This is a genomic window from Epibacterium sp. ABZ3_068, assembly GCF_056159265.1.
Window position 1 is genome coordinate 2,880,814 of sequence record NZ_JBSWUV010000001.1, and the last position, 25,663, is coordinate 2,906,476.

Consider the following 25,663-nt stretch of genomic DNA (forward strand, 5'->3'; position numbering starts at 1 on the left):
AGATAGGGGCGCACGGCCACCATTACGATCCGGCAAAGCCAAATGCCTGCAACCCATCCAGCACAAACTGAACCGCCAGCGCGGCCAACAACATGCCCAACAGCCGGGTCACAACCGTCACCCCGGTTTGGCCGAGAGCCCGCGCAAGCGCTCCTGCCGACAGACATAAAACGAACAGGATCAGCAGAACCGAGGCCGCAACCCCCATGACGGATGCAAACCCAACAAAGCCCGGCTGTTGGCCGGTCAGAAGGATCACCGTTGCGATGGATCCGGGTCCGGCAATCAGTGGGATCGCCAAGGGAAAGACGGAAGGATCGTGAAAATCATCCTCTTCGCCCGGCTGGCTGGTGTCTTCACGCCGTTTGGTGCGCCGTTCAAACAACATGTCCAGTGCCGTCAGGAACAATAACACGCCCCCCGCCACGCGAAAGGCTGGCATGGAAATCCCGACAAAACCCAGTACAGCTTCGCCCAGAACGGCAAACAGGGCCAGTATGCCGCCGGCGACAAGGATGGACCTGATTGCGATCTGGCGCCGTTGCTTCGCCGTCATGCCATGGGTCAAGGCGATAAAAATCGGCGTCAGACCGATCGGGTCGATGATCACAAACAGCGTCACAAAGGACGTAATCAGAAACGCGGTATCAATCATAACGCTTCTGCACGCTCCAGTTTTTCCAATGCTTTTTCCCACATGGTCTCGGCCCGGTCGAGCGCCTCAATGCACTCTTGATGTTTCCTCTGCCAGACGCCCAGATCATCCGCGCGCTCTGGTTCATATATTGTGGGATCCGCCAGCTTGGCGTCCAGCTTGTTCTGCATATCGGTCAGTTTTTCGACGCGTTCTTCACATTTGCGCACATCCGCCCGCAGCGCCAGCATTACATCGCGGCTGGGGCGTTTGGGTTTGGGCTTGGCCGGTTTGGTGGTGGAGGATTTGGAATTTGACTTGTTCTGAGTCAGCAAGAAGTCGCGATAGCTGTCCAAATCGCCATCATATGGCTTTACGGTCCCGTCCGAGACCAGCCACAGACGATCCGCCACCAGTGACAGCAAATGCATATCGTGGCTGACCAGAATGACGGCACCGGAGTAGGCCGTCAGTGCCTCCACCAGTGCTTCGCGGCTTTCGATGTCCAGGTGGTTCGTCGGCTCATCGAGGATCAGCATATGCGGCGCATCCAATGTGGCCAGCAACAAGGACAGCCGCGCCTTTTGACCGCCAGACAGCCGCCCGACAAGGACCTCTGCCTGATCGGCACCCAACCCGAACCCGGCGAGCCGTGTGCGCCATTTTGCAGGCCCTTCGTTGGGGCGCAGGCGGCGCAGGTGCTCAACCGGGGTTTCGTCTACATAAAGTTCGTCGACCTGGTGCTGGGCAAAAAAGCCGACCCGCAGCTTGTTGGATTTGGTGAGCTTGCCTGCCATCAGCGGCAGGCGGTCGGCCAACAGTTTGGACAGCGTCGATTTGCCCTGGCCGTTCTTCCCCAGCAGCGCAATCCGGTCGTCCTGATCGATGCGCAGGTCCAGACGTTTCAGAACCTCAACGTCACCATACCCGGTTATGCCACCCTCAAGATGGATAATCGGCGGCGACAACTCTTCGGGTTCGGGAAAGGAAAACGCGCGCATCGCCGCTTCCTGCGGAGTCGAGATCGGCTTCATCTTGGCGATCATTTTGACCCGCGCCTGTGCCTGCTTTGCTTTGGACGCCTTGGCCTGGAACCGGTCCACAAACTTTTGCAAATGAGCCCGACGCGCTTCCTGTTTTTTTGCCTCGGATTGGGCAACTGCAATACGCGAAGCACGGGTTTCGGCAAATGTATCGTATGAGCCCTGATACAGCGTCAGCTTCTTGTCTTCCAGATGCAGAATCGCATTCACGGCCCGGTTCAAAAGTCCCCGGTCGTGGCTGACAATCAGGACCGTATGGGGGTATTTCGCCAGATAGGCCTCAAGCCAAAGCGCCCCTTCAAGATCAAGATAGTTGGTTGGTTCATCCAGCAGCAGCAAATCCGGTTCAGCAAACAAAACCGCCGCCAGCGCCACCCGCATCCGCCACCCGCCGGAGAAATCCGAACAGGGGCGTTTCTGATCTTCATCGTCAAACCCCAACCCTTTTAGGATGGATGACGCGCGTCCCTCGGCAGACCAGGCGTCAATATCGGCAAGGCGTGTCTGGATTTCCGCAATCCGGTGCGGATCCTCGGTCTCTTCTGCCAACAGTGCTGCACGCTCTTTATCGGCGGCCAGGACCGTGTCGATCAGCGAGACTTCGTTGGAGGGCACCTCCTGCGCAACCCCACCAATCTTGGCACGGCGTGGCAGCTCAATTGTGCCGCCTTCCAGCGACAGCTCCCCTCGGATCAGCCGGAACAGAGTGGACTTGCCGGTGCCGTTGCGCCCGACAACTCCGACCTTGTGGCCCGTTGGGATATTCGCCGTTGCGCCTTCAATCAGAGTGCGCCCGTCGATGGAGAAGGTGATATCTTGGATCTTTAACATATTTGGGGTGTGGCGCAGGGGCAGGGAACTGTCAATTCGTATGCAGGCCAATCTGGTCAATTTACCCCGCCTGTGCCGGAAGGCACGCAAGCCCCGCATGAAGCCTCTTCCCAAGGGCGGGCAACCATGTTAGGCGGCGCGCGATGTTTTACGCTGCGGGGATGGCCCCGCAGACCAGCTAAGGAGAGCCAAGATGGCACTGGAACGCACCTTCTCGATCATCAAGCCCGATGCAACCCGCCGCAACCTGACCGGCAAAATCAACGCCAAGTTCGAAGAAGCTGGTCTGCGTATCGTTGCGCAAAAGCGTATCCACATGACCAAAGCACAAGCGGGCAAATTCTACGAAGTGCACGCCGAGCGTCCGTTCTATGACGAACTGTGCGAATTCATGTCCTCCGAGCCGGTGATCGTTCAGGTTCTGGAAGGCGAAAACGCCATCGCAAAAAACCGCGAAGTCATGGGTGCAACCAACCCAGCCGAAGCCGATGCAGGCACCATCCGTGCTGAGTTTGCTGAATCCATCGGCGAAAACTCTGTTCACGGTTCTGACGCACCGGAAACCGCAGCGGTTGAGATCGCATACTTCTTTGCGGGTATCGAACTGGTCGGCTAAGCCGCACCAGTCACTTCGCAAATAGGTGAAAGTTTATGTCAAGGCCGTCCCATTTGAATGGGGCGGCCTTTTTCTGGGCAGTGACCAGCCCGGTTTACTGGGCCAGGCAACTCACACTGTCGGCGACAACCTCACCGGTTGCGCTGCGTTCAAACAGTAAAATTTTCGTGTCAGTCTTCTCACCCATAGGCACCGCATAAGACAAGCTGCACAGCCCGTTGCCGCGCCCGCCGCATTCATGAGTGGTTGGCCCTTGCACCTGTAGTGTCCGCATATAACCCATCAGAAAATCACCAATGGTGTCCGGTTGACCGGCAGACAGATTGCAATCGGTTTCCTGTATTTCGATTGCATGGGCCGCAAACAGAGCTTTGCCAAGCTCGGCGTCAAACACAGCAGAGGAAGGTGTATCTGCGCCTTTGCCAAATGGGGCAAACTGCCCCACCGCGACACCCGCTGCCACCAATACTCCTGCGAGTACAAATCTGCCGAGACTTTGGATCATGAGATACTCCAGAACAGCACTTCGCGCGATTGCTTCTGATCGCTGGTTGAAGGCGACACGGTTTCCCAAAAGTTTCGGCTCCAGGAGAACCATTGCCCGGTTGCGCGATTGCGGTTCCACAGGTCAATGTGATCGCCGGAGCGGTTCGCCACGCTCTCGTTTGACCGCTGCCAGTAGTCTTTAAAGAAAACGATACCCGTTTTACCAGCCAACTCTGATTGATACTGTTCTGGGGAGACCGAAAGTGTCGGGCCCAATCCGCGCAAAGGCGTCAGCTTGAGCCAATTGGCAAATTCCTCAGCCCGGATGATATGTTTGGTGTTGTATTTGCTGGTGTCGTTCCAACAGCGGGTGCCTCGGAAACCGCTCAGGTCGATGTCACATTCCATCAGCGCATGTGAAACCCTGATGGCGCATTGGTTGCTGAACGTCGGATTGGTGCAAGGGTTGCCGTCAGGATAGGCGTCCCAAACATCCTGAAAGGTGGCTCCTGATGTGCCGAGCTGATTTCCCATGGGATAATCCTTTAATTTAAATAATTAAAACTGCGTTTTGAATGCATTTTTGCATGAAAGCAGGCGCATAGTGTAGGACAAGATGGCCGTCGTAAACCTCAATACTTGTAGGTGTTAGTATTTGTGACGTTTTGGTTGAAGTCGCGTGTTGCGATAGCATCAATTGCCTGTTGCAATTGTGGCAATCAGCGGCGTCGCTCGATCACGCCGATACTGTCCAAGATACGCTCAAACTCTGAGAGGTTTTTATCAAAGGCCTGTGCTTTGATGGTGTCAAAGCGCTGTCGCAACGCCTTTTTTTCTTCGCCTTTACAATCATTCCACGGGCGGCCCTGAAGCGCCATCACCAGCACGTAATAGCCAATAAAGTGCGGCCTGGTCCCTGAACGCAGGAGTTGAGCATAGGCCGCATCCGCACCAAGCGCGCGCAGCTCTTCCGCTGTCAGGATACCGGCTGCTTGACAGGCTTGCTCAAAGGCGGGGCCGAGGTTTCGGATCGAAGAAATAGCACTGGACATAACGGGAACATATGCCGGGTGTTCCGCATTGTCATCCCGTAAAGCTGATCAGGTGAGCACAAATTTGACGGGGGGGCCGCACGCGCCTTTTGTGGCGCGCAGGTCTATGTTCAGAAAAGACCGGCTTCCTTGGCAATCAGTGCAGCTTGGGTGCGGTTCTTGGCATCCAGTTTCCGGCAAAGGGTGCGTACGTGTAGTTTGATTGTCACTTCCTGCAGGTCCAGTTCGCGCGCAATTTCCTTGTTCGAAAGACCCCGGCTCAGCCCGCCCAGAACTTCCAATTCGCGCGGGCTCAGTTTTTGGGCCAACGGATGTGTTTCGGCACCGGCTTGTTCACGCATCAGTTCTACAGGCACATAGATTTCGCCAGCGCTCATGAAACGTACCGCATTCAGCAAGGATTTTGCGCCCATGGTTTTGGGAATAAACCCAATTGCCCCTGCGGCCAATGCGTCCTGGGCGGTGCGCGCCGGTGCCGTGCCTGACAGGATACCGACCCCTTTGCCGCCATTTGCAGCCAAAGCGCGCGATAGCCCATCCAGCCCCATCATTCCCGGCATGTTGTAATCAAGAAGCACCAGATCAAACGGTCCGCTGACTTCCATCTCGTTCAGAGCGGAGGGCAAATCGATTGCTGTGGTGACGTCTGCTCCGCCCTCTGCAGACAGATATGCAGAGATTGTATCACGGACCATATCGTGATCATCGGCAATCAGAATGCGCATGTCGGATGACGCCCTTCTCTTGGTTAGATGATCCAATTCTATTTCTGAATTGGTTTCAAAATCCTGAACTTCATCCCAAGATTGTACAGCAAGTTGCGTCATCATTTCCTCCGAAATATTCAAGTTTATGCACTTTAGATTAGTCTGAAATAGCTTTTTACGCTGTCTCAACTTGGACCAGTCGTTCGATTCAGAAGTTCGAAATAAATATACGAAAGAGTACCTCTGTAACCTGACGGACTCATGCAGCGACGGTGTGCCTATGCGATAGTGCGGGTAATCCCCGGGATCTGTTCAAGAAGGAGTATTTTTGATGAAGGGAATTATCAAAGCGGCTAAAGCAACTCTGTTTGCCGTTTTTGCACTGACGGCCGCAGCGCTAACCACTGCCGCAGTGACAACGTCGGCGAAGGCCGCTGGCGAAAACATCCTTACGGTCGAATACGTGAACCAAGACGGCACCGTAAGTCAAAGCCTCGGCTATACTCTGGATGATCTGCGCGCCATGCCAGCCGCCTCATTTGAGACTGAGACGATCTGGACCGAGGGAAAACAGTCCTTTACCGGAGTCCCTCTGGTGGCACTCATCGGGGAACTGGGTTTGGAAGCCGGTGAAATTGAAGCTGTGGCCATCAATGCATATTCGGTCAAAATCCCGGTTTCTGATGCGGTGGATGGCGGTCCTATCATCGCGTTTGAGCGTAACGGCGATCAGATGAGCATCCGCGCAAAAGGGCCGTTGTGGGTGGTCTACCCTTACGACAGCGACCCGGTGTACCGAACAGAAGCCGTATATTCTCGCAGCATCTGGCAGCTGGAAAAGTTGATTATCAAGAAATAGCCGAAGGTCAAATCCATGAATTCTCAGCAAGAGCGGAAATTACGCAACTACCGCCGCGGAGTCGCGGCTTTCGGAATTGTAGTTCTGCTCTTGTTGTTCGGTGAATCCGTTTGGCTTGGCAGTAAAATTGTCCATCGGCTCGAAGAGCTGTCAACGGCGCAAACGGACAATATGCGATGGAATCTGACCCGGATTGAGGTTGAATTTCTAAGGGTTGAGAATAGCGCGCTCGAGGTTGAGAGCCGTGCGGACCTCAAAGATTTACGCCGCGCGTTCGACGTGTTCTACAGCCGGATCACCACCGTGCGCGAGAGTGTGGCTTTTGTTCCCTTCCGGAGCAATCCAGAAGCCAACCTCTTGCTTGAACACGTGCAGAGGCGTCTGGATGAACTTGCTGTGTACGTTGATTCCGGAGATGATCAGCTCCTCCAGGACTTGGATGTGTTCCGCGCGCAACTGGTTGAGAACCGGAAAGACATTCGCGAATTGTCCATCGCGGGGCTCACGATCTATGCCAAAGAGAACGAAGCCAAACGTCTGGATCTGCATCGCATGCTTTCCCAGCTCGCGGCAGTTGTGTTTGTCCTGATCACCGCTTTGGGATTGACGGTTTTATTGCTGGTTGTGCTCTATCGCCGGGTGCGCAGTTTGGCAGCCGGAAGTACGCGGACAGCTGCGCGTATGCAGGCCATGGTGTCTTCCTCCCTGGATGCGATACTTGTGATGAACAGTGACGGCCAGATTATTGAATACAATGGCGCAGCCCAATCCATTTTCGGATACAGTCGCGAAGACGCGTTGGGCTCGGATATGTCGCAGCTTATTGTTCCGCACAATCACGGTGAAGACAGCCCTGATCTGGGGCCTTTCTTGGGGGCCGGGGCTGCACCTGTTGCTGTCAACGGTCGTATTGAGCTTCGCGGCATTCGCAAATCGGGAGAGATCTTCCCGGTCGAATTGTCGATCACCCCGACGCTGTCCGGAGACAATGCTGTTTTTGTCAGCTTCCTACGCGATATTTCTGATCGTTATGAAGCGGAAGCAGAGCTGCGCGCTGCACGAGATGACGCATTGGCGGGCGAGCGGGCAAAAGCGAATCTTTTGACTGTAATGAGCCACGAAATGCGCACTCCTTTGACAGGTGTTCTCGGGGCCATTGAAATTATGGAAAGTGAGCAACCAACGCAGTCTCAACGCAAGTATCTGAATGCCATGCGTGTATCTGCAGAGTTGCTGCTGCAGCACGTTAATGACGTTCTGGAACTCTCCCGTCTGGAAGCGGACGCGCTGCCGGAAGAAACAACTTCTTTCGATCTGGTGGATCTGGTCGAAGGTCTGGTGGCCAGCCAGCAGGCCGCTGCGCAATCGGCTGGGATCGAACTGTCAGTGTATTGTAACCTTGGTGGATCCCGCTTCGTAGAGGGGCATCCGCGTGCCGTCCAACAAACGCTTCTCAATCTTGTGGGCAATGCGATCAAATTCACCCGCGAAGGTGGGGTGATGGTGGACATCAGCCGCGAAGAGGGCAGCGATTTCGTTGAATTTCAGGTGGCTGACACCGGAAAGGGCATCGCGCCCGAACATTTGGAGCGGATCTTTGATGACTTTGTGACGCTTGATTCCAGTTACGGCCGGATGAGCGAGGGGACCGGTCTGGGGCTGGCCATTACCCGCCGTATGGTGGGTATGATGGGGGGCGAAATCACCTGTGAAAGCGAGCTGGGAGAAGGCAGTACATTTGTCATTCGTGCGCCATTGCCGGTAGTGGATAACTCGACCCCAGGTGTCATCAGCCGCGCCGATGTGGACCGCCGATCGACCCGGCTTCTCGTGGTTGAGGACAATGACGTCAATCGGGAACTCTTGCAAAGAATGCTGGAGCTGATGGGCCATAACGTGACCGCCGCGTCCGGCGGTGCAGAGGCCGTTGCATTGGTGGCCCATAATCATTTTGATCTCATCTTTATGGATATCAGCATGCCCGAAGTGGATGGGATTGAGGCCATCCGCCGGATCAGGGCGCGCAAGCTTGCTCCACAAACGAGTGTGGTAGCATTGACCGCGCATGCGGCAGCGGATGATCATCGCCGGATCATGGCTGCAGGCTTCGCGGAAATCCTCACGAAACCTGTCAGCAAACGTCAGCTGGTCGAGGTTATTGGCCGCCGGGCCCTACGTGAGGTTACCGCAAGCGAAGAAGAGGTTGAATCTGATATTGCTCAGTTCTTTGAAGCGCTTGGCGCCGAAAAGGCCCAGGAATTCTTGATGCGTTTTCTTGATGAGATTGCGGCCTTCGCGTCTGATTTGGCTGAGGGCGGAGAGATTTCTCGGGAAATGCGTGCGGAATCACACCGTCTCGCGGGATCCGCTGCGGTTTTGGGGCTGACAGGTCTGCGCCGTTGTTTGCAGGATATCGAAATGGGAGCCGAGGACCGCCCACCAGCCTGTGATCGTTTTGGTGAGGTCTGGGAAGAGGCGGACGCCGTTTTGATGGCTGAACTTGGCCAAATGGCAGCTGAATGATTTAGAACGGCCATTGGTCAACAGGGGCTCAAATGGAGTCTGAAACCCAGCGAATGAGAGACTGTCTCTCCCCTACTGAACTGTTTCCCCGCTATATTTAGGAAACGGAGCAACACGAATTGCAAACAAGCGAGCGAAGCCCGAAGAGATAGTCTTGAAGTTACGTCAGGTTGAAGTTCTGATGGGGTAAGGTATGTCCGGTCTCGATGCGATCAGACAGATTGGCATTGTTGAACAAACCTATTACCGCTGGCAAAAGAAGTTCGGCGTCGTAGGCGCAGATCAGTTGAAAGAACTGAAACGGCTTCAGAAAGAGAATCAGTGATTGCGATGTGCGGTTTCTGATCTGGTGTTGGATAGACTGACCCTGACGGAAGCCGCAAAGGGAGTGATGGCCATCTAGGAATTGATCTCGCGGGTCAATTCATGCCTGAACGGACGGAGCCTCTGAGCCCCGGTTGTATTCGTGCTTTTGTTCACCATGTTCGCGACCAACAGAACATTTCTGAGAGGCGCGCCTGCTGTCGGCTGGGACTACATCGATCAACTCAACGACGTATCCAAAATGCTCGCGCGGACGAAGGCTGGTTGTAGCGCTTTCTCACCGGTCCGCTCAGGTGCAATGGCGCGTGCATAATCCGAAGCTGTGATTCCAAATCGCACCAGTTCAGACTACACCCGTTCCATTAGCCCCGTTTCCATGTTCACAAGGCCTCCCGAGTAGTCAAAGGACGGGGAGCTGAGCTAAAGCGTCCGACTTTTAACGGCTCTGTTGCACAAATCTCGTGAGGGATTCATCTTGTGAATCCAGCGTGGTAGCCGGGATGCATGAGCTGACCCACACCCCCGACCTACAAGACCAGGAACTGGCCAGCCTAGCGAGCCATTGAGGCGCCATTGGTTCTAGCCCAATGGCGAGCGAAGCGCTAAAGCGCCGGGGATCGCTGACGATCTGGTTCGACCCTGAGATGAGCTGTGATGGCGTGCCGACAGGCAGGCGTGGCCGACAGCAGACCTATAGAGATGCCGCTATCCAGACGTGCCTTTCGATGAAGGTTTTGTTCGGCATGGCGAACGGTTTCGTCGAAAGCCTGTTGCGGTTGGTTGGTCTCGACTGGGCGGTGCCCGATTTCAGCACCCTGTCCCGCCGCCAGAGTGAGACGGGACCGTGGCCCCTGTGGGGCCGCGAAAGCCCAATCGAACCCTGGCCGTCAACATCCCCTATCGTGGGTCGAAGGGCCCGCTGCACCTGTTAATCGATAGCACCGGGATCAAGGTGGAGGGTGAAGGTGAGTGGCACGCCCGCAAGCATGGTGGTCCCAAGCGGCGCGTCTGGCGCAAGATCCATCTGGGGATTGATGAGGACACGCTGGAGGTTCGGGCCGTGGAGATCACAGGGAGCCACATCGGCGATGCGCCGGTGTTACCCGACCTGCTCAAACAGATCCCGGCGCACGAGCGGATCGGCAGCGTCACCGCCGACGGTGCCTACGACACCCGAAAATGCCACGATGCAATCGCGGATCGCGGCGCCCACGCTGTCATTCCGCCTCGCAAGAATGCCAAACCGTGGAAGACAGTCACCGCCGGCGCGGTCGCGCGAAACGAAGCACTGCGGGCATCGAAATACCTTGGTCGTGCCCTCTGGCGACGATGGAGCGGATACCACCGCCGAAGCCGCGTCGAGATATGAGGAGGGTCAGAAAATGATCTGGGGGATCATTTTCCCGACGATTGGATGTATTGTGTGAAACTGCTGGGCCAGCGGCCTCCTCTCACACATTCTGCGAATGTGTTGCCGAGCGGGGCATGGCACGGGACTTTGACCGTCAGGTCACCGAACTCTAGGTCCGCATCGCCGTCCTGAACGGCTACACCGCGCTCGGCATCCCTGTCACCGAGGCCGTGGGATAAGTGTGCCCGGGCTAAGGGGAACCCCGGCCATCAGCCGATTTGTGCAACAGAGCGTCGTGAGACTGGAACTCAGAGGGGTATTGAAGGTATTGGACGCGATCTGTGCTGCTGACGATCTTTCGAGTGAAACCTAGCGACAAACAAAGCTCATTTCGGTCTGTATGCCTTGTGGCAAGTGACCGAATTTTCTCTTCTATCGATCGAAAGGGTTTGGAATCTACACGCAGTCAGTGTCGGTCAATGCCGAGGGGAATTTTCAGGCGCGAAGACGTGTCATTGGGTTGAGATTTATTGAGAATTGCCGTGGGTTGGCGTTGCAGCGCTTCTTTGTTCGATGAGTTGCAAGTTACGTGTCGGGAAATGGCAAGTTAGATGTCGGCGCTATCAGGAAGCCCCACAAAACAAGGGGGTTCCAGTCGCCAAAAGTGTCACCTTATATGTCGCTCCAGACCGTGTGCTGACTGACAAGTTGCTCCTGTTGACCCGCACTTTCTTGATGGAACAGCACCAGCGTAAGGACTACCAGCCGTCCAAGGAAAACGTGCAGGACGCAATCACGACCGTTGCCTATTTCTACAAGTTCAACCCAATCCTGGACTATCTGGATAGCCTGACTTGGGATGGGACAAGTCGGGTGAAGGACCTCTTTACTGTTGCCTTTCAATGTGGCCGAGACGAATACACCGAGGCCGTCTCACAATGCTATATGGTCGGGGCCGTGGCTCGTCAAAGGCAACCCGGCTGCAAGCTGGACACGATGCCAGTCATCAAGGGGCCGCAAGGCTCTTTGAAATCTACGGGCATTCGGGATCTGTTTTCCCCGGATTGGTTCAGTGACGCAGAGCTTGGTGATCTTCGGAACAATGATGCAGCCATGAACCAGGAAGGTGTCTGGGTCCACGAGTTTGCCGAATTGGCCGGTCTTCGGGCAGCCAAGCACAGTGATGAAGACAGAATAGGCACCCAAATGAGCTTGATGAGGATGAACCGGATCAAACCGGCCAGTGACCGGCGGATGCCTTCCAAGATTGCAGCAATTACCCGCCCCATCTACGGCGAAAAGGGTGACGAGTTTCTGCTCTATCTCCGTCAGTTTGGACATATCAACTAAACTAGCACCGGGGCGGCACGAAAGAGGGACAGGTCCAGTGGCAGCATGACTGGAATGGTGATTTCAAACGCTGTCAAACTGGAACAACGCCGAGACGAATTGTCCGATCAGCTCGATGACGCTGAAGTCCAATTGCAAGGCGAATTGGTTGGTGTTGCAGAGCAGATTGCCGATGGCAAATCTGTACCCCCGGCAATTGCTTTGGTCTTGGCCAGAAACCAGTTTCCTGACGTAGACTTTCTGGACTGATCCGCACCAATCCAAGTGGCTGCAACCACTTGGGGCATTGTAGCCATAGGCGACGCAGCGGGCTAGACCTGCTGCGTCGTTTCATTTTGGATGGAAATCAGCCAGAAAACTGTGCTCGATACCGTGCCCAGATGTCGACCTCTCCATAAGTGAAAGGCCAATCAAGGGCTTAGGAAGATGTCCCGTCTAACAAAATATCAGTGGAGGGCCGTTGCCAACTGAGCCAACCGTGTAGGCCAGCGTTCATCACATTATGCAACGGTTCCAATTGCGGGGCTCGCGGGGTTTTCAGCACGCGCAATCTTGGGATCAGCCTTGCCTGTATAAAGAGGCGTCTCCTTTCCTGAAATCTTTTCGTATGCAGGGTAGTCGCCCTTGAAATAGAGCGCATAGACACCCGCACCGTAGAATTTTTCGACTTCCGAGAGAGGGTGACGGGGTTGGATCAGCAGGGCCGCAGCAGTAAATCGGCCCATGTAATTCGGATTCGGTGGGTCAAAAATGTGTTCTGGCTGTTTGACCGCATCCAGTTCGGCTTCCAGTTCGCGCAAGAACTCCATTTTGGCGGTCAGTTCTTGCCGCAGCCGCTTTTTCTTAACAGCACTTAGGGCTTCAATTGCGGACCTTGCGTTTTTCGGATCAGTCGCCAGGAGATCTTCTGCGACAGAGTTAGCGCCGACCAGCGCTCCACCAATCGCTTTCCCATCGTTCTCGAGCCAAGTTTTGAAGTCCTCGACCTTGTATGTGGGGCCATTTGGTCCTTCCGAAACAGGTTTGGGAAAGTCGGCTTTGCGTTTCGACCAGTTCCAGAAGGCTTGGCGAGAAACATTTGCTATCTTGGGCTGTGTTTGCTGTACTTATTCTGTACTTGAAAAGAAAAAGGACTTAGCGGATGAGTGCTAAGTCCTTGAAATCTTTGGCTCCGGCGGTAGGGATCGAACCTACGACCAATTGATTAACAGTCAACTGCTCTACCGCTGAGCTACGCCGGAATGTGCTGCGTCATATAGGGATATCCGCTTTAGCCGTCCAGAGGAAAAGTGCACTTGTCCCAAAGAAATTTTAGAAGTTTAACCAGGCTGGTTTGCAACTCAAGACAACTGCCAACAGGCGTTGCATTTCGACCGTACGGTCAATTGTTTCGCGTGCGAAACAATTGACCGAATAGTCAAACTGAACCTGCTCTCTGCAGGAAATCCCGTCTTGTCCATTTGCTGGACGCGGGTCTTGCCCATACCGATGTTTTGAAGCTTCTTCGGGAGGCTGGTGACGCCCGCAAAAGGGGCGTTTGTCCTGGAAAAAAAACGAACAGAATCCATGATCTTTCACTCTTGCTGGACCGGGTGAGCTTTCCCAGTTCTGGTCGTTTCGCTTCTCGATAGCCCTAATCGCCCCCTCAGATTGTGACATTTCCAGAGGCGGTAGATCTTGAAATGGGCGCTCTGGCGCGTGGGTTTCGTGGTAAGCGTGGCCGGGTTCTATTTCGGGAAAACGTGGCAATCACGGCGGCAGGTGGTCCAGCACCGGCGAAGGATTGGAAGGCACTGGACGTAACCCCGGATATGCAGAAAAGCATGTCGCTGGAAACGCTCGAAAGTGCTCGGCAGTCTAACAGCAACGCTTATGGCGTTCTGCCCGCCCTTGCCAATGCCAGCACAACCGGCCCGAAGGTGAGGGCAGCGCAACGCCACCTAGCCCAATGGACCTTGGAGCCGATCTTCGCCTTGCTGGCAGAGGAAGCCCAGAACAAGCTGGGCAACCCCGTGACCATTGACGTTGTGCGCCCCTTGCAAGCCTTTGACGCAAGCGGACGTGCGCGCCGCGCTGCGGCTGGCATCATTCAAGCGCTGGCAATGGCGAAAGAAGCGGGGGTGGACCCGTCGCAAGCATTTGCGCTGGTTGATTGGGATGGGTGAGCGTCTAACGCCGACTTTTGTGCACCGCTACCCAATCAACAGATGCATGGTACATCATCCCGCAAGCTGCATTGGGACACTCTGCGGGTGGGAAAGGCGATGCTGTGAATGGGTCAATATATGAATCGTAGTTTTCGGTGCAGAAAGCGCAGCCGTCACGGTGAGCGCCAAGTTGGCTGATACGTCCGAACTCGTGGCCAGAGGCTGTCAGAATGCGCTTGGCACGATCTACCGTAAAATCTGCGCGCCATAGTGTTAGATAATGTGCCTCTAGCGGCTTTAGCTTGCCCTTCTCGGACAGCTCACTTGCGGCCCGCTTGGACATGAAGGCGTTCGACCTGATCCCAAGCGCTTTCTTTTCCTCTTTGCTCAGTTGCTCCCCGTCTTTTCGATGTGACAGAGCCACAGCTTTGAACCCTTCAGCCATGCAGCGATGGATAGCGGCATCAATAGAGGGCTTCGCAGACGGTTTTAGCAAGCCTAAGTGCTCGAATGCTTCATCAATAGCGTCGCTGGTGATCGTATCGGGGTTGAAAGTCAGCTCTTGCTTTGGGAAGGCAGGTGCTTGCACACTTCTGGTATTAGTTTGCGCGGTAGCCGGTGAACTAGATTCTTCATCCTTACTCGGTGTTCTGAACAGACCTTCTAAAAGTGCTTTAAACATAACAATGCCCTTCGATGCGCAAATCAGAACCAAGCGTAGCATCAACTTGCCCGGAAATCAGACTTCGGCCAACAGATGAATCACGGCAGGAGCAAACAGTTGTTGGGAACAAAACTAACACATAGTGGATTGTTCCCTCGGCGTTCCCAATAGAAAAAAGGCCTAGAGGATCAAGCCTCTAAGCCCTTGAATTCTTTGGCTCCGGCGGTAGGGATCGAACCTACGACCAATTGATTAACAGTCAACTGCTCTACCGCTGAGCTACGCCGGAACGGTCCGAGCGATATAGCGGGGGTTTTTCTAGGCGTCCAGAGGGTTCCTGCAAAAAATCTCAAAATTTTTAGGAAAGGCGGGAAAATTCGCTGGCGAAGCCGAGCGAGCCACGGCATGACACGCGTTTTTTCTGATGCAAATCAACAAGGTGGGCAAAGACATTGCGCTCAGCCGCTGGCAGAAGGGCGGGGGGAGTTTCTGTGTAAATTGCACGGGTTAAAATGAACACTGTTGCTGATGCTTTGGAGAGCTCGTTCAAAATGGCGCCCTCGCGCGCTCTGCGATGTTCGACAAGCCAGCGTAGCCGCGCGTCAGGGGCGCAAACCGGCGCCCCATGGCCCGGCAGGAAGGCCCTCCACTGCCGCTGCAGAAGCCGGTCACAGGAGGTCATGAAATCGCTCAGATCGCCGTCCGGAGGGGAGACCAGTGAGCTGGCCCAGCCCATTACGTGGTCACCGGTAAAACAAAGATCGTCCAGCGCCAGGCTGATATGGTTGCCAAGATGGCCGGGCGTGTGAATGACCTCAAGCTGCCAGTCCGATCCGGCCACCACATCACCATCTGAAAGGTTGCGATCAGGCTGGAAGTCATGGTCGATGCCTTCGCCGCCCCCTGCCAGCCCTTGGGCTGCGATCTCCTGCATGATTTTACTGCGCCCCGCCACCGCATCACCAAAGGCCAGGATCTCAGCGCCGGTCGCGTCGCTGAGCGGTCGGGCAAGCGGGCTGTGGTCCAAATGGCTGTGTGTGACAATAATATGGGTGATGGTCTGTTCCGGGGTGAGAGCTCCCAGAATCGCGTTCAGATGTGTGTCGTTTTGAGGCCCCGGATCAATTACGGCCAGGTCTTTTGTGCCAACAAGATAGGTATTTGTCCCCTTGAAGGTCATCGGGGAGGGATTGGAGCACAGCAGCAAGCGAACCTGCGAGGTGATTTCTACAGCAGTTCCATACGGCTGGGGGTAATCAAAATCCGCTTTCATACTGTCCTTGCCTCTCAATCCCATTATGATCGCCCTGAAGAAATGAACCTCTTATGAGCAGTTACAAATAGGGTTACCTGATGGCACGCAGTCGGCTCAATAATTATATCCCGCGCAGCCTGTATGGGCGGGCGGCATTGATCCTGGTGCTGCCGGTGGTGGTGTTGCAACTGGTGGTGTCGACCTCGTTTGTGCGGCGGGATCTGACCGATGTGACCGGGCAGATGACCTATACGATCATGCGTGAGATCGCGCTTCTGGAAGAGGTGATCGCGCAGTCAGACAGCCAGGCCGAAGCCCTGCAAAACCTTACTCCCTATTTGCGGCCCCTGCGGATCGAGGCGCGCTTTCTGCCCTCAGACGCCCCGGCGGAACGGGATATCCTGAGTTGGACCGAGTTTTCCGGCCGGGTTGTGAGGGATACGTTGCGCAGCAACCTGCCGCATGTGATTGCGGTGCAGATGCCTAACAGCAAGATAGCCGCCATTGTGATCGGCACCCATTTGGGGCCGTTGAAACTGGTGTTTGACCAACGTCGTGTCACTGCTGCTGCACCGCACCAGCTGATCGTGACGCTTGTGATCTTCAGCTTTCTGATGACCGTGATTTCTTTTGTTTACATGCGCAATCAGCTGCGGCCGATCAAGAAACTGGCCGAAGCCGCGCAGGCCTTCGGACGCGGGCGTAATGTGCCCTATAATCCTCGTGGCGCTGCCGAGGTAAAGGCCGCCGGCACTGCCTTTGTTGATATGCGAGCCCGGATTGAACGTCAGATCGAACAGCGCACCCTAATCCTGTCGGGGGTCAGTCATGATCTGCGCACACCGCTGACGCGCCTGCGGCTGGGCCTGGCAATGCTGGACGAGGAAGACGCTGAACCCATGCTGCGGGACGTGGACGAGATGCAATCGCTGCTGGATGCGTTCCTGGATTTTTCGCGTGGGGTCACCACCAGCGCTCCCGAAGAGGTGGATGCGCATGAACTGGCCAAAACCATTGTCGGGGACTGGCAGCGGCAGGGCAAGGATGTGATGTTGGGCGATTTGGTCGGCTCTGGCCTTGTCACGCTTAAATCGGGCGGGATGCGCCGCGCGATTGAGAATTTGATCTCAAATGCGGTACGATATGGCACGCGGGCGCGGGTCTCGGTTTCGGTGACGGAAAATGCGTTGCGGATCCGTGTGGAAGATGACGGACCCGGTATCCCGCAATCCCAATGGAGTGAAGCGGTGCGCCCCTTCACCCGGCTGGATCCTGCTCGCAACCAGAACAAGGGGAGCGGTGTCGGTCTGGGCTTGGCGATTGTGGCTGATGTGGCCCGCGCGCATGGGGGCGTGTTGCGATTGGGGGCAAGCGAGGCCCTGGGTGGGCTTCAGGCCGATCTGGTGATCGGGCGATGATGAGCCTTTGCGCGACGGGGGCACCTATTGGGTGATATCGCGGTCCGAGATCCAGCTTTCGATATGCAGCCGCGCTGCGCCGATACTGTTAAACCAGCCGGAAGGCGCAGGCAGGCTGAGGAGCCAGAGCCGCGCGGAGGCTTCTTTGAGAGGGGTGGGGGGATCGGCAATTCCATTCAGGCGCAGCACCAAATCCGTGCCGCTGTCCTCATGCAGGACGGCGGGGATGGTGTCATCCGGAAACATTACAATTGCCACAGGCATCAACAGCCCCCTCGCCGGTTCAGTCAGTTCGTTATAGGCCGCCGGAACGGTAAAGTTATGAATAAGCCGGGAAGGATTAAAACGGGCCTTATGCATGTGCAGCTTATCATCAGCTTTGCGTGAAATGCTCGTTCTTGTGGCGTCGCGGGGATCAAAGCCTGTCTCCCAGAACCGTCGGACAGCGCAGCAGGGGTGTCTAAACGGGCAAAAGGACCGGTTCCGCTCAGAAGGGCCGCATAAGCGGGGGCGCGGGAAGTAAGCGGTTCGAAATCTTATAAGTTTTGCGGGGAATGGTAGGCCCGGCAGGATTCGAACCTGCAACCAAAGCGTTATGAGCGCTCTGCTCTAACCGTTGAGCTACAGGCCCGCCGTGGTGCTTGGCTACGCTTTGACGCGAGGAAGGTCAAGAGGGCAGCCGCGGCTCTGGAGTGGGTTTGTCGCGGCTGTGTTTTCCAAATCTCAATTGAGATCCTTCAAGACCCGCGACGAACCCAACGCCATGTCACGCGGTGATGAGTTCCAGATGTTTTCCGACGCTCTTGCCTTTGGGCGGCACGGCCTCGGTTATGGCGGCGAGGAAGCCGTCCACGATGGCTTGCTGTGTGCGGTCCAGACCGTTTTGGGATGGGTAGACGGCATAGACATATTTGGGCTGCGGCGTATAGGCCGGCAGGATCTGCACAAGTGAACCGTCAGCCAGGTGATCATCGGCGATGACGCGCACCACACGGGCAAAGCCCATCCCTCCTTTGAGCGCCTGAATGGTCAGATGTGGATCGCTCGAGGTGAAACCGGGGGTGACCGGCGCATCAATGCTGAGGGTCTTGTGCTTCAACCGCAGGAGGTTGTTGGAAGATTCGTCATTGTAGCGGATGAACTTCAGATCTTGCAGCTCGTCGGGGTGCTGTGGCGCTCCATGGGTGCGTAGATAATCAGGGGCGGCCACCAGCACGGTTTCCAGCTCTGCAATCTTGCGGCAGAAACCATCGCTGTTACCCATGGTGCCTGCGCGCAGTGCGAGGTCAAAATTTTCACGGACCACATCCACGATGCGATCCTCCATGGACATCACGATGTCCAGATCGGGGTAGGCGTGTTTCATCCGCATCAGAAGCGGTCCCATGACCGCCTGCCCCAGAACGGTGCCCACGGAAATTCTGTAGGTGCCGGACAGGCGGTCGCTTTGCTCCTCCAGATCTGCTTCAAGCGCGGCGTAGCCCATCAGCAACTGTCGCGCATGCTGCGCTGCGGTGGCACCCGCCCGTGTGGCATGGACACCGGTGGCGGTTCGTAATAACAATTGCTGGCCAAAATGCGCTTCAAGCTGGCGGATCTGCTGGCTGACTGCGGATTGTGTGATGCCCTGGCGCCGAGCCGCACGGTTCAGGCTGCCTTCATCCAGAGCGGTGATCAGGGTTTGCAGCAATCCAAGACGATCCATGGCACATCCTCGGGTTATAAGCGTCGCTAATAGGGTGTCATCAGGAATATGGGGATAGTGCCCGACAATACTACCCACTAGTTTGCATTTACAGTCGAATTTTCCCACATGCCTTATTGGAGAAGTAGTAATGGCTATCAATCGCAGACAGATTTTGGGCGCGACCCTGGCGGCTCCTGTCGTTGCAGCTGGGGGCTTGACCCAAGTTGCCCATGCTGAAGCGGCCCCGGCCAAAACCGGCACCATTCACAGCTTTACAGTTGGGGATGCAAAGGTCACCGCGCTTCTGGATGGCCACATTGCCATCGCCTCGCAGATCATTTCCCCGTTTGACCAGGCCAAAGCTGATGACGTTCTGGCGGACACGCTGTTTGGTTTTGGTGAGCAGGGCATGCCGATCCCAGTGAGCGGCTACCTGATCGAAAAAGCAGGCAAATACACACTGCTGGACGCAGGCGCGGCAGGTCTTTTTGGCCCAACCCTGGGCAATCTGGCAGCGTCGCTGGCTGCAACCGGTGTCAAACCTGAACAGATTTCCACTATCCTGCTGACGCATATGCACCCCGACCACTCTGGCGGCCTGGTGGATGCAGAGGGGCACGCGGTTTTCCCGAATGCCGAGCTGGTTGTTTCCGCGACCGAGCATGGTTTTTGGTATGACGATGGCATCATGGCGTCTGTTCCCGAAGGCAATCGCCCGTTCTTTGAAATGGCGCGCAACACCACCGCACCTTATGCGGACCGCCTGAAAAAATTTGATGGCGAAGTCGAAGTGGCGCCGGGCTTTACCTCCCTGCCTTTGCCGGGGCACACTCCTGGTCACTCTGGTTACATGCTGGATGGCGGAACCGAATCCCTGCTGCTTTGGGGAGATGTAATCCACCTGACCGGCCTGCAGTTCGCTTTGCCCGAGTGGACCGTGGCCTTTGACACCGATCCGGTTTTGACCGTCGAAACCCGGAAGAAAATGCTGGACCGCGCGTCCGCAGACAAGATGCTGGTCACCGGCGCCCATATTGAATTCCCGGGCTTGGGTAAGGTGATCCGCAAGGGCGCGGCTTATGGCTTTGCTGCAGCCCCTTGGCAGTTTGCTGTCTAATAAAACACTTACACATGCTTAAACTTTGCCCTGTCCGCCCCGGCGGGCAGGGTTTTTGTCTGAGCGGTGGCGGTCGTCCTGTTCGCATGCAGATTAGGCGTCATTCGCATGTTCCCTTTGGCAGCGGCTTGCGGTAAAGGCAGCGCATCCATTGCAAAGGAGCCAAAGATGACCACTGGCAAAAACGGTCTGACATACGCAGACGCAGGTGTTGATATTGATGCGGGCAATGCCCTGGTGGACCGGATCAAACCGGCTGCAAAACGCACCAATCGCTCTGGCGTCATGAGCGGGCTGGGTGGCTTTGGCGCTCTGTTTGATCTGAAGGACGCAGGCTATACCGATCCGGTACTGGTTGCCGCCACCGATGGCGTAGGTACCAAACTGCGTATTGCGATCGACACGGGTGTTGTTGATGGCGTTGGTATAGATCTGGTTGCCATGTGTGTGAACGATCTGGTTTGCCAAGGGGCAGAGCCGCTGTTCTTCCTGGATTATTTTGCAACCGGAAAACTGGAAACCGAAATTGCCGCGCGTATCATCGAAGGCATTGCCGAGGGCTGCGTGCGCTCCAACTGTGCGCTGATTGGTGGTGAAACCGCCGAGATGCCGGGGATGTATCCCGAAGGCGACTTTGACCTCGCCGGATTTTCGGTTGGTGCAATGGAACGTGGTACTGCGCTGCCTGCGGGCGTTCAGGAAGGGGATGTTCTGCTGGCGCTGGCGTCTGACGGTGTGCATTCCAACGGCTATTCGTTGGTGCGCAAACTGGTGGATGTTGCGGGGCTGGCCTGGGATGATGCCTGCCCATTTGGCGAAGGCACCGTGGGCGAGGTTCTGCTGACGCCCACACGGCTGTATGTCAAACAATGTCTGGCGGCGGTGCGGGCAGGGGGCGTTCGTGCGCTGGCCCATATCACCGGCGGTGGCCTGACTGAAAACCTGCCGCGTGTTCTGCCCGAGGATCTGGGGGCGGACATTGATCTCGACAGCTGGGAACTACCGGCGGTCTTCAAATGGATGGCTGAAACCGGCGGGATTGAAGCCTCTGAGATGCTGAAAACCTTCAACTGTGGTCAGGGCATGATTCTGTCCGTTGCAGCTGACCGTGCAGATGCGCTGGTCGAGGTATTGGAAGGTGAGGGAGAGACCGTCACCCGTATCGGTACCGTAACCCAAGGTGCAGGCATCCGTTACACAGGCTCGCTGCTGTGAGCACGCCCAAGAAAGTCGCTATTCTGATTTCGGGCGGCGGCTCCAATATGGTGTCGCTGGCCGAGAGTATGGTGGGGGAGCATCCGGCTCGCCCCTGTCTGGTGCTGGCCAATAGCGCGGACGCCGGCGGTTTGGCCAAGGCTGCCGCCATGGGGATCCCAACGGCCGCCGTGGATCACCGCCCCTTTAAGGGGGATCGGGCTGCGTTTGAAGCGGAACTGGTCAAGCCAATCCTGGAGGCCGGTGCAGATATCGTGTGCCTTGCGGGGTTCATGCGGGTTCTGACTGCGGATTTTGTCGGCCAGTTCGACGGGCGGATGCTGAACATCCACCCGTCGCTTTTGCCGAAATACAAAGGGCTTCACACCCATGCGCGCGCGCTTGAGGCCGGTGACGCCGAACATGGCTGCACCGTTCACGAAGTGACGCCGCTGCTGGATGATGGCCCGATTCTGGGGCAGGCGCGGGTGCCGGTTCAGGCCGGTGATACCCCTGACGATCTGGCCGCACGGGTTCTTGTACAAGAGCACAAGCTGTACCCCGCCGTATTGCGCCGCTTTGCCGCTGGTGACAAAACTCCGGTTCTGCTGCCTTAACGCTGGCCACCAGCCGAGGCTGAATTGCCGTGCCAATCCAAGTCCCCGTCCGGCTGGCTTGGCGCGTTCAATGCAGGCAAGCCCAACAGGACGATCAAGGCAACCCCGGCCAGGACCGGGGACAGGACGTTCAGGTGCAGATGAAAGATTGGCGCGTTTGGTATGTGTTCACGAACAGACATGGCTGCGTCTCCTTTTCTGGGTGTAAGGTGAACCTAAGGGCGACGCCGGCATTCTCAAAATGAATGATTTTTCTGTAAAGCATCACGTATCGTGAAGCTTTGGGGCGCGCACCGTTTCTGCCGTCACAGGAAATTCACTGTTGCTGCGGCACTTGTTTGCATTGGCTGTGACAAGAGCGTATCACATCCGGATAAACGCCAAGAGTAACAAGAAAAGCCGCGATTGATGAAAACCCTTACCACGACCGAAGAGTTGGAACAGTTCTGCACCGAAGCCGCAGGGCATTCCTATGTTACTGTGGATACAGAGTTTTTGCGCGAGCGGACCTATTACTCGAAACTCTGCTTGCTCCAGCTGGCCTTTGATGGCGATGGTGAAACAGACGCGGTTCTGGTGGATCCTCTGGCTGAGGGACTGTCGCTGGAGCCCCTTTATGATCTGTTCCGCAATGAAGCGGTGGTAAAGGTCTTCCACGCGGCGCGTCAGGATCTGGAGATTTTCTGGGTCGACGCAAAGGTGTTTCCCAAACCCCTGTTTGATACCCAGGTGGCCGCGATGGTCTGTGGCTTTGGCGAACAGGTCGGATACGAGACGTTGGTGCGCAAGATCGCCAAGCAAAATCTCGATAAAAGCTCGCGTTTTACCGATTGGTCACGCCGCCCTTTGAGCGACGCACAGAAGACTTACGCGATTGCCGATGTGACCCACCTGCGGGTGATTTATGAATTCCTCAGCAAAGAGCTGGCCAAGAGCGGTCGTGCCCATTGGCTGGAAGAAGAGCTGCGGGTGCTCACAAACCCCGAGACCTATGACATTCGCCCGGAAGACGCCTGGCGTCGCGTGAAAACGCGCACCAATTCCGCGCGGTTTCTGGCCATCGTTCGGGAACTGGCAGCCTTTCGGGAAGACTATGCGCAGACCAACAATGTCCCGCGCAACCGGGTTTTCAAGGATGACGTGCTGGTTGAACTGGCCTCGACCAAGCCGAAAAACGCAGCGGATCTGGGTAATTCTCGCCTTCTGCTGCGCGAGGCCCGCAAGGGCGCGATTGCCGAAGGCATTCTGGCGGCCGTGGCACGCGGAGTGAACTGTCCGGCGGACAAGATGCCAAAACCCGATCGCAGCAAGGACAAGATGCAAGTGAACCCAGCTTTGGCAGATCTTTTGCGGGTGTTATTGAAGGCAAAGACCGAAACGGCAGGCGTCGCGGCCAAGCTGATCGCACCAAGTGCCGATCTGGATGCAATTGCGGCTGGTCAACGGGATGTGCCTGCCCTCAGCGGTTGGCGCAAAGAGGTCTTTGGTCTGGATGCGCTGCGTCTGTGCGCCGGGGAAATTGCGCTGGTTGCACGTGGTCAAAGCGTGGATGTGGTCGAGCTCTGATCTGTAATCCGTATCAGGAGGTGCGGTAGAACTTGCGCCGCGCTTCCTGCTCGATATTCAGACGCAGCTGCAGATCTGCCAGCTTGCGCATTTCGGCTTTTTTCTGTTCCGGATCAGTGGCCTTTGACAGAACTTCGGTTTGGGCGTCGACGGCTTTCTTCAACTCGATCTCTCGCGGAAGAACTCCGGCTTGGGCCATAATGCCCATCCCTGCATCCACGATATCTCCTGCGTCGCGATGTGTCAGATGTTTGCCTTCACCAGCTAAACCATCCAACTGGCCTTCGGCCTTGGCTTTTTGGATCTGATGCTCTGCTAGGTCACGCCATTTCATGAGGCTGTCCTCCAAGGGGGGCAATTTATGCCCCCGCCACAGCACGACCGAAGGCCAAAGCCCAAGCTGAAGTTTTAGCGGCGGCGGGTTTCACGTGCGTTTTCGGCGGCAACCACCCGGATCAGACGGATGTCGCGCAGGTCCGCATTGGACAGGCTGTAGGCGGCGCGCACTGTGCGGCTGAACTCGCTGCCCCGTGCGGTTGCAAACTCGGGATAATCGACCAGGAACTCCAGTTCCAGCACACCATCTTCGGACTCCTCATTGCGGCGCAGTCCAACGTTATATGCGCCTTGGCGGCTTGGCAGGCCCGCGACGTTGATGATTGCCCCGGTGGGGGTGCGTTCCACGCGCAATTCGATGACCGAAGTGATCAGCACGCGGGTGTCGTCGGCTTCGGCCTTGCGAGTGATGTTAACCTTGTCGTCGATCGGGATCAGCGGGTTTGTGGTTTCGGCTTCGACCTCGCGACGCACCTCATCGGAGCGGCCGAACCAATTGCGCGGGTTGATCTTGCTGTCGCGGATTGTACCGCAGCTGGAAAGGACAAGCGCCCCGGTCAAAAGAACAGCGATGGATTTCTGCATGATGCCCGCCCGTTTAAGTGTTTCGGCAAATGGTTACCCGATTGCGCGGCGCTTGAAAAGCGGTTGAAAACTTGTGACGGGCCGCATAGGTCGTCAACGGGCCCAGACGCATCACTTTGACCAACACACGAAGGACATTCGCCATGGCAACTGCCGCCTTTGAAGAGATCGTGGAAGATTTTGAATTCCTCGAGGATTGGGAAGATCGCTATCGCCATGTGATCGATCTGGGCAAGGCGATGGACCCACTGGATGAAGCGCTGAAAGTGCCGGCGACCAAGGTCGACGGATGTGCAAGCCAGGTCTGGCTGCACGCCACAATCGAGGGCGGGGTGTTGCAGTTTGACGGTGAAAGCGATGCGATGATTGTGCGTGGGCTAATTGCTGTTCTGCGCAAACTTTACAATGGTCTGGCGCTGGCGGATGTTCTGGCGGTGGATGCGCGCGCGGAACTGGGCCGTTTGGGGCTGAACGATCACCTGTCAGCGCAGCGATCCAACGGGTTGCGCGCCATGATCGAGCGTGTGCGCGAGATCGCTGCGGCCAACGCCTGATACCTCGGCCCGTGCAGCGACGCTTACCTGTTTCGGCAGGGGGCCAGATCGCGCGCCTTGAGCCGTTCGATAAAAGCGCGCAGGAGCGGGACCCGACGGGGGCGGAAGCTTTCGTTGGTTTTGCTGTAACCTTCGATCCGGGTGACGTGAAAGCTGCGGAAATTTTCGCGTTTGCAGCACCAGGCCAATAGCATCACGTTGCGATCGAGATACGAGAGCGCCAACGGATAGATCCGACGCGTGGTCTTTGCGTCCTTCAGGTCGCGGTAGCCGATATCCAGCGCTTCCTCGGCCCACATGGCTTCACGCAACAGGGTCATGTCGATGGTGGGGCTTGGCACCGCGTTGAACCGATGCACAATGTTCACCGCGTGCATGGCCTGACGTTGTTGACGCTCAGGCAGGGTGGCGAGGATCTTGACCAGCGCATCATTAGCCGCCTGAGCCAGATCCGCATCACCACGCTGGTTCACATCCGAAAGACCCAGGGTCAACGCCTCCAGTTCGATCTGGGTGAAGGTCTGCGGGGGCAGGGCGGGGTCTTCGGTCATTGTATAGCCCAGCCCGGCTTCGCCCTCGATCCGGGCACCCGCCGCGCGGAGGCTGTTGATGTCCCGATATATCGTGCGCTCTGTGACCTCCATTGCCGCCGCCAACCGCGCGGCCGTCACAGGCGGGCGCAGCCCCCGGATCAAATGCAACAAACGAAAGAGACGATCGGATTTGGACATAAACTGAAAATGCCCT

The 25,663-nt window shown here is 56.4% G+C and carries 27 protein-coding genes, 3 tRNA genes and 2 pseudogenes; 14 read left to right on the forward strand and 18 right to left on the reverse strand.

Features of this window, described 5'->3' with window-relative positions:
• Positions 1-22 precede the first annotated feature (22 nt).
• Together ACXAEW_RS13760 and ACXAEW_RS13765 are read right to left on the reverse strand one after the other, a co-directional pair.
• The gene (locus ACXAEW_RS13760) at positions 23-655 is read right to left on the reverse strand and encodes a MarC family protein (RefSeq protein WP_474941862.1); all 633 of its coding nucleotides are present in this window, start codon (positions 653-655) and stop codon (positions 23-25) included.
• Positions 652-2,508 carry an ABC-F family ATP-binding cassette domain-containing protein gene (locus ACXAEW_RS13765; protein WP_474941863.1) on the reverse strand — a complete coding sequence of 619 codons (1,857 nt, stop codon included), beginning with the start codon at positions 2,506-2,508 and terminating at the stop codon, positions 652-654. The genes ACXAEW_RS13760 and ACXAEW_RS13765 overlap by 4 nt, the downstream gene beginning before the upstream one ends.
• Before the next feature lie 193 nt (positions 2,509-2,701).
• Between ACXAEW_RS13765 and ndk the strand changes: the two genes are divergently transcribed.
• Entirely contained in the window at positions 2,702-3,124 is a 423-nt protein-coding gene (ndk, locus tag ACXAEW_RS13770; RefSeq protein ID WP_153214227.1) for a nucleoside-diphosphate kinase, read from the forward strand.
• Positions 3,125-3,218: 94 nt separating this feature from the next.
• Here ndk and ACXAEW_RS13775 read toward each other — a convergent pair whose 3' ends face one another.
• From ACXAEW_RS13775 to ACXAEW_RS13790, 4 genes are all read right to left on the reverse strand, one after another.
• Positions 3,219-3,629 (reverse strand): hypothetical protein, encoded by a 411-nt coding sequence (locus ACXAEW_RS13775; RefSeq protein WP_474941864.1) that lies wholly within the window; start codon positions 3,627-3,629, stop codon positions 3,219-3,221.
• Positions 3,626-4,144, reverse strand: a complete 519-nt coding sequence (locus ACXAEW_RS13780; RefSeq protein ID WP_474941865.1) for a type VI secretion system amidase effector protein Tae4 — start codon at positions 4,142-4,144, stop codon at positions 3,626-3,628. The genes ACXAEW_RS13775 and ACXAEW_RS13780 overlap by 4 nt, the downstream gene beginning before the upstream one ends.
• A gap of 185 nt (positions 4,145-4,329) precedes the next feature.
• Entirely contained in the window at positions 4,330-4,662 is a 333-nt protein-coding gene (locus tag ACXAEW_RS13785) for a TfoX/Sxy family protein (protein WP_474941866.1), read from the reverse strand.
• Positions 4,663-4,772: 110 nt separating this feature from the next.
• Positions 4,773-5,387 (reverse strand): response regulator transcription factor, encoded by a 615-nt coding sequence (locus ACXAEW_RS13790; protein WP_474941867.1) that lies wholly within the window; start codon positions 5,385-5,387, stop codon positions 4,773-4,775.
• Between the two features lie 313 nt (positions 5,388-5,700).
• Here ACXAEW_RS13790 and ACXAEW_RS13795 point away from each other — a divergent pair, with 313 nt between their 5' ends.
• The 6 genes and pseudogenes from ACXAEW_RS13795 (at position 5,701) to ACXAEW_RS13820 (ending at position 12,025) form a co-directional block, all read left to right on the forward strand.
• The gene (locus tag ACXAEW_RS13795) at positions 5,701-6,228 is read left to right on the forward strand and encodes a putative pterin-binding protein (RefSeq protein WP_474941868.1); all 528 of its coding nucleotides are present in this window, start codon (positions 5,701-5,703) and stop codon (positions 6,226-6,228) included.
• Positions 6,229-6,243: 15 nt separating this feature from the next.
• Positions 6,244-8,751, forward strand: a complete 2,508-nt coding sequence (locus ACXAEW_RS13800) for a response regulator (protein ID WP_474941869.1) — start codon at positions 6,244-6,246, stop codon at positions 8,749-8,751.
• A gap of 118 nt (positions 8,752-8,869) precedes the next feature.
• Positions 8,870-9,333: pseudogene (locus ACXAEW_RS13805) on the forward strand (transposase); the annotation flags it as partial.
• Between the two features lie 303 nt (positions 9,334-9,636).
• Positions 9,637-10,665: pseudogene (locus tag ACXAEW_RS13810) on the forward strand (IS5 family transposase).
• A 478-nt stretch (positions 10,666-11,143) separates the two neighbouring features.
• Positions 11,144-11,776 carry a VapE domain-containing protein gene (locus tag ACXAEW_RS13815; protein ID WP_474941870.1) on the forward strand — a complete coding sequence of 211 codons (633 nt, stop codon included), beginning with the start codon at positions 11,144-11,146 and terminating at the stop codon, positions 11,774-11,776.
• 45 nt (positions 11,777-11,821) lie between these two features.
• Positions 11,822-12,025, forward strand: coding sequence for a hypothetical protein (locus tag ACXAEW_RS13820; RefSeq protein WP_474941871.1), 204 nt, complete (start codon positions 11,822-11,824; stop codon positions 12,023-12,025).
• 251 nt (positions 12,026-12,276) lie between these two features.
• Here the strand turns inward: ACXAEW_RS13820 and ACXAEW_RS13825 are convergent, their stop codons facing one another.
• Positions 12,277-12,585 carry a GIY-YIG nuclease family protein gene (locus ACXAEW_RS13825; RefSeq protein ID WP_474941872.1) on the reverse strand — a complete coding sequence of 103 codons (309 nt, stop codon included), beginning with the start codon at positions 12,583-12,585 and terminating at the stop codon, positions 12,277-12,279.
• A gap of 357 nt (positions 12,586-12,942) precedes the next feature.
• Positions 12,943-13,017, reverse strand: a tRNA-Asn gene (locus ACXAEW_RS13830).
• Positions 13,018-13,458: 441 nt separating this feature from the next.
• On the opposite strand from ACXAEW_RS13830, the gene ACXAEW_RS13835 reads away from it, so the two are divergent.
• Positions 13,459-13,941 (forward strand): hypothetical protein, encoded by a 483-nt coding sequence (locus tag ACXAEW_RS13835; RefSeq protein ID WP_474941873.1) that lies wholly within the window; start codon positions 13,459-13,461, stop codon positions 13,939-13,941.
• Positions 13,942-13,945: 4 nt separating this feature from the next.
• Here the strand turns inward: ACXAEW_RS13835 and ACXAEW_RS13840 are convergent, their stop codons facing one another.
• The 3 genes from ACXAEW_RS13840 to ACXAEW_RS13850 form a co-directional block, all read right to left on the reverse strand.
• Positions 13,946-14,605, reverse strand: a complete 660-nt coding sequence (locus ACXAEW_RS13840; protein ID WP_474941874.1) for a hypothetical protein — start codon at positions 14,603-14,605, stop codon at positions 13,946-13,948.
• Between the two features lie 196 nt (positions 14,606-14,801).
• Positions 14,802-14,876: transfer RNA gene (locus ACXAEW_RS13845), tRNA-Asn, on the reverse strand.
• A gap of 69 nt (positions 14,877-14,945) precedes the next feature.
• Positions 14,946-15,860 carry an MBL fold metallo-hydrolase gene (locus tag ACXAEW_RS13850; protein WP_474943037.1) on the reverse strand — a complete coding sequence of 305 codons (915 nt, stop codon included), beginning with the start codon at positions 15,858-15,860 and terminating at the stop codon, positions 14,946-14,948.
• Between the two features lie 80 nt (positions 15,861-15,940).
• Here ACXAEW_RS13850 and ACXAEW_RS13855 point away from each other — a divergent pair, with 80 nt between their 5' ends.
• Positions 15,941-17,260: an ATP-binding protein gene (locus tag ACXAEW_RS13855; protein ID WP_474941875.1), complete on the forward strand. Its 1,320-nt coding sequence runs from the start codon at positions 15,941-15,943 to the stop codon at positions 17,258-17,260.
• Between the two features lie 24 nt (positions 17,261-17,284).
• Here ACXAEW_RS13855 and ACXAEW_RS13860 read toward each other — a convergent pair whose 3' ends face one another.
• From ACXAEW_RS13860 to ACXAEW_RS13870, 3 genes are all read right to left on the reverse strand, one after another.
• Entirely contained in the window at positions 17,285-17,620 is a 336-nt protein-coding gene (locus tag ACXAEW_RS13860; protein WP_474941876.1) for a hypothetical protein, read from the reverse strand.
• A 195-nt stretch (positions 17,621-17,815) separates the two neighbouring features.
• Positions 17,816-17,891, reverse strand: a tRNA-Ile gene (locus ACXAEW_RS13865).
• A 135-nt stretch (positions 17,892-18,026) separates the two neighbouring features.
• The gene (locus tag ACXAEW_RS13870; protein ID WP_474941877.1) at positions 18,027-18,965 is read right to left on the reverse strand and encodes a LysR family transcriptional regulator; all 939 of its coding nucleotides are present in this window, start codon (positions 18,963-18,965) and stop codon (positions 18,027-18,029) included.
• 130 nt (positions 18,966-19,095) lie between these two features.
• On the opposite strand from ACXAEW_RS13870, the gene ACXAEW_RS13875 reads away from it, so the two are divergent.
• The 3 genes from ACXAEW_RS13875 (at position 19,096) to purN (ending at position 21,875) form a co-directional block, all read left to right on the forward strand.
• Complete coding sequence (locus tag ACXAEW_RS13875; RefSeq protein WP_474941878.1) at positions 19,096-20,064, forward strand: MBL fold metallo-hydrolase; 969 nt, start codon at positions 19,096-19,098, stop codon at positions 20,062-20,064.
• Between the two features lie 168 nt (positions 20,065-20,232).
• Positions 20,233-21,279: a phosphoribosylformylglycinamidine cyclo-ligase gene (gene purM, locus ACXAEW_RS13880; RefSeq protein WP_474941879.1), complete on the forward strand. Its 1,047-nt coding sequence runs from the start codon at positions 20,233-20,235 to the stop codon at positions 21,277-21,279.
• The gene (gene purN / locus ACXAEW_RS13885) at positions 21,276-21,875 is read left to right on the forward strand and encodes a phosphoribosylglycinamide formyltransferase (RefSeq protein WP_474941880.1); all 600 of its coding nucleotides are present in this window, start codon (positions 21,276-21,278) and stop codon (positions 21,873-21,875) included. Before purM ends, purN begins: the two co-directional genes overlap by 4 nt.
• Here the strand turns inward: purN and ACXAEW_RS13890 are convergent.
• Positions 21,872-22,057 (reverse strand): hypothetical protein, encoded by a 186-nt coding sequence (locus ACXAEW_RS13890; RefSeq protein ID WP_474941881.1) that lies wholly within the window; start codon positions 22,055-22,057, stop codon positions 21,872-21,874. The two genes, purN and ACXAEW_RS13890, sit on opposite strands and share 4 nt — an antisense overlap.
• A 226-nt stretch (positions 22,058-22,283) precedes the next feature.
• Between ACXAEW_RS13890 and rnd the strand changes: the two genes are divergently transcribed.
• On the forward strand, positions 22,284-23,441 hold the full coding sequence (gene rnd / locus ACXAEW_RS13895; RefSeq protein ID WP_474941882.1) for a ribonuclease D: 1,158 nt from the start codon (positions 22,284-22,286) through the stop codon (positions 23,439-23,441).
• 13 nt (positions 23,442-23,454) lie between these two features.
• Here rnd and ACXAEW_RS13900 read toward each other — a convergent pair whose 3' ends face one another.
• Both ACXAEW_RS13900 and ACXAEW_RS13905 read right to left on the reverse strand, forming a co-directional pair.
• Positions 23,455-23,775: a DnaJ family domain-containing protein gene (locus ACXAEW_RS13900; protein ID WP_474941883.1), complete on the reverse strand. Its 321-nt coding sequence runs from the start codon at positions 23,773-23,775 to the stop codon at positions 23,455-23,457.
• 74 nt (positions 23,776-23,849) lie between these two features.
• Positions 23,850-24,362: a hypothetical protein gene (locus tag ACXAEW_RS13905; RefSeq protein WP_474941884.1), complete on the reverse strand. Its 513-nt coding sequence runs from the start codon at positions 24,360-24,362 to the stop codon at positions 23,850-23,852.
• Between the two features lie 143 nt (positions 24,363-24,505).
• Here ACXAEW_RS13905 and ACXAEW_RS13910 point away from each other — a divergent pair, with 143 nt between their 5' ends.
• The gene (locus tag ACXAEW_RS13910; RefSeq protein WP_474941885.1) at positions 24,506-24,916 is read left to right on the forward strand and encodes a SufE family protein; all 411 of its coding nucleotides are present in this window, start codon (positions 24,506-24,508) and stop codon (positions 24,914-24,916) included.
• Between the two features lie 23 nt (positions 24,917-24,939).
• Here ACXAEW_RS13910 and ACXAEW_RS13915 read toward each other — a convergent pair whose 3' ends face one another.
• Positions 24,940-25,647 (reverse strand): helix-turn-helix transcriptional regulator, encoded by a 708-nt coding sequence (locus ACXAEW_RS13915; RefSeq protein WP_474941886.1) that lies wholly within the window; start codon positions 25,645-25,647, stop codon positions 24,940-24,942.
• Positions 25,648-25,663: the final 16 nt, after the last annotated feature.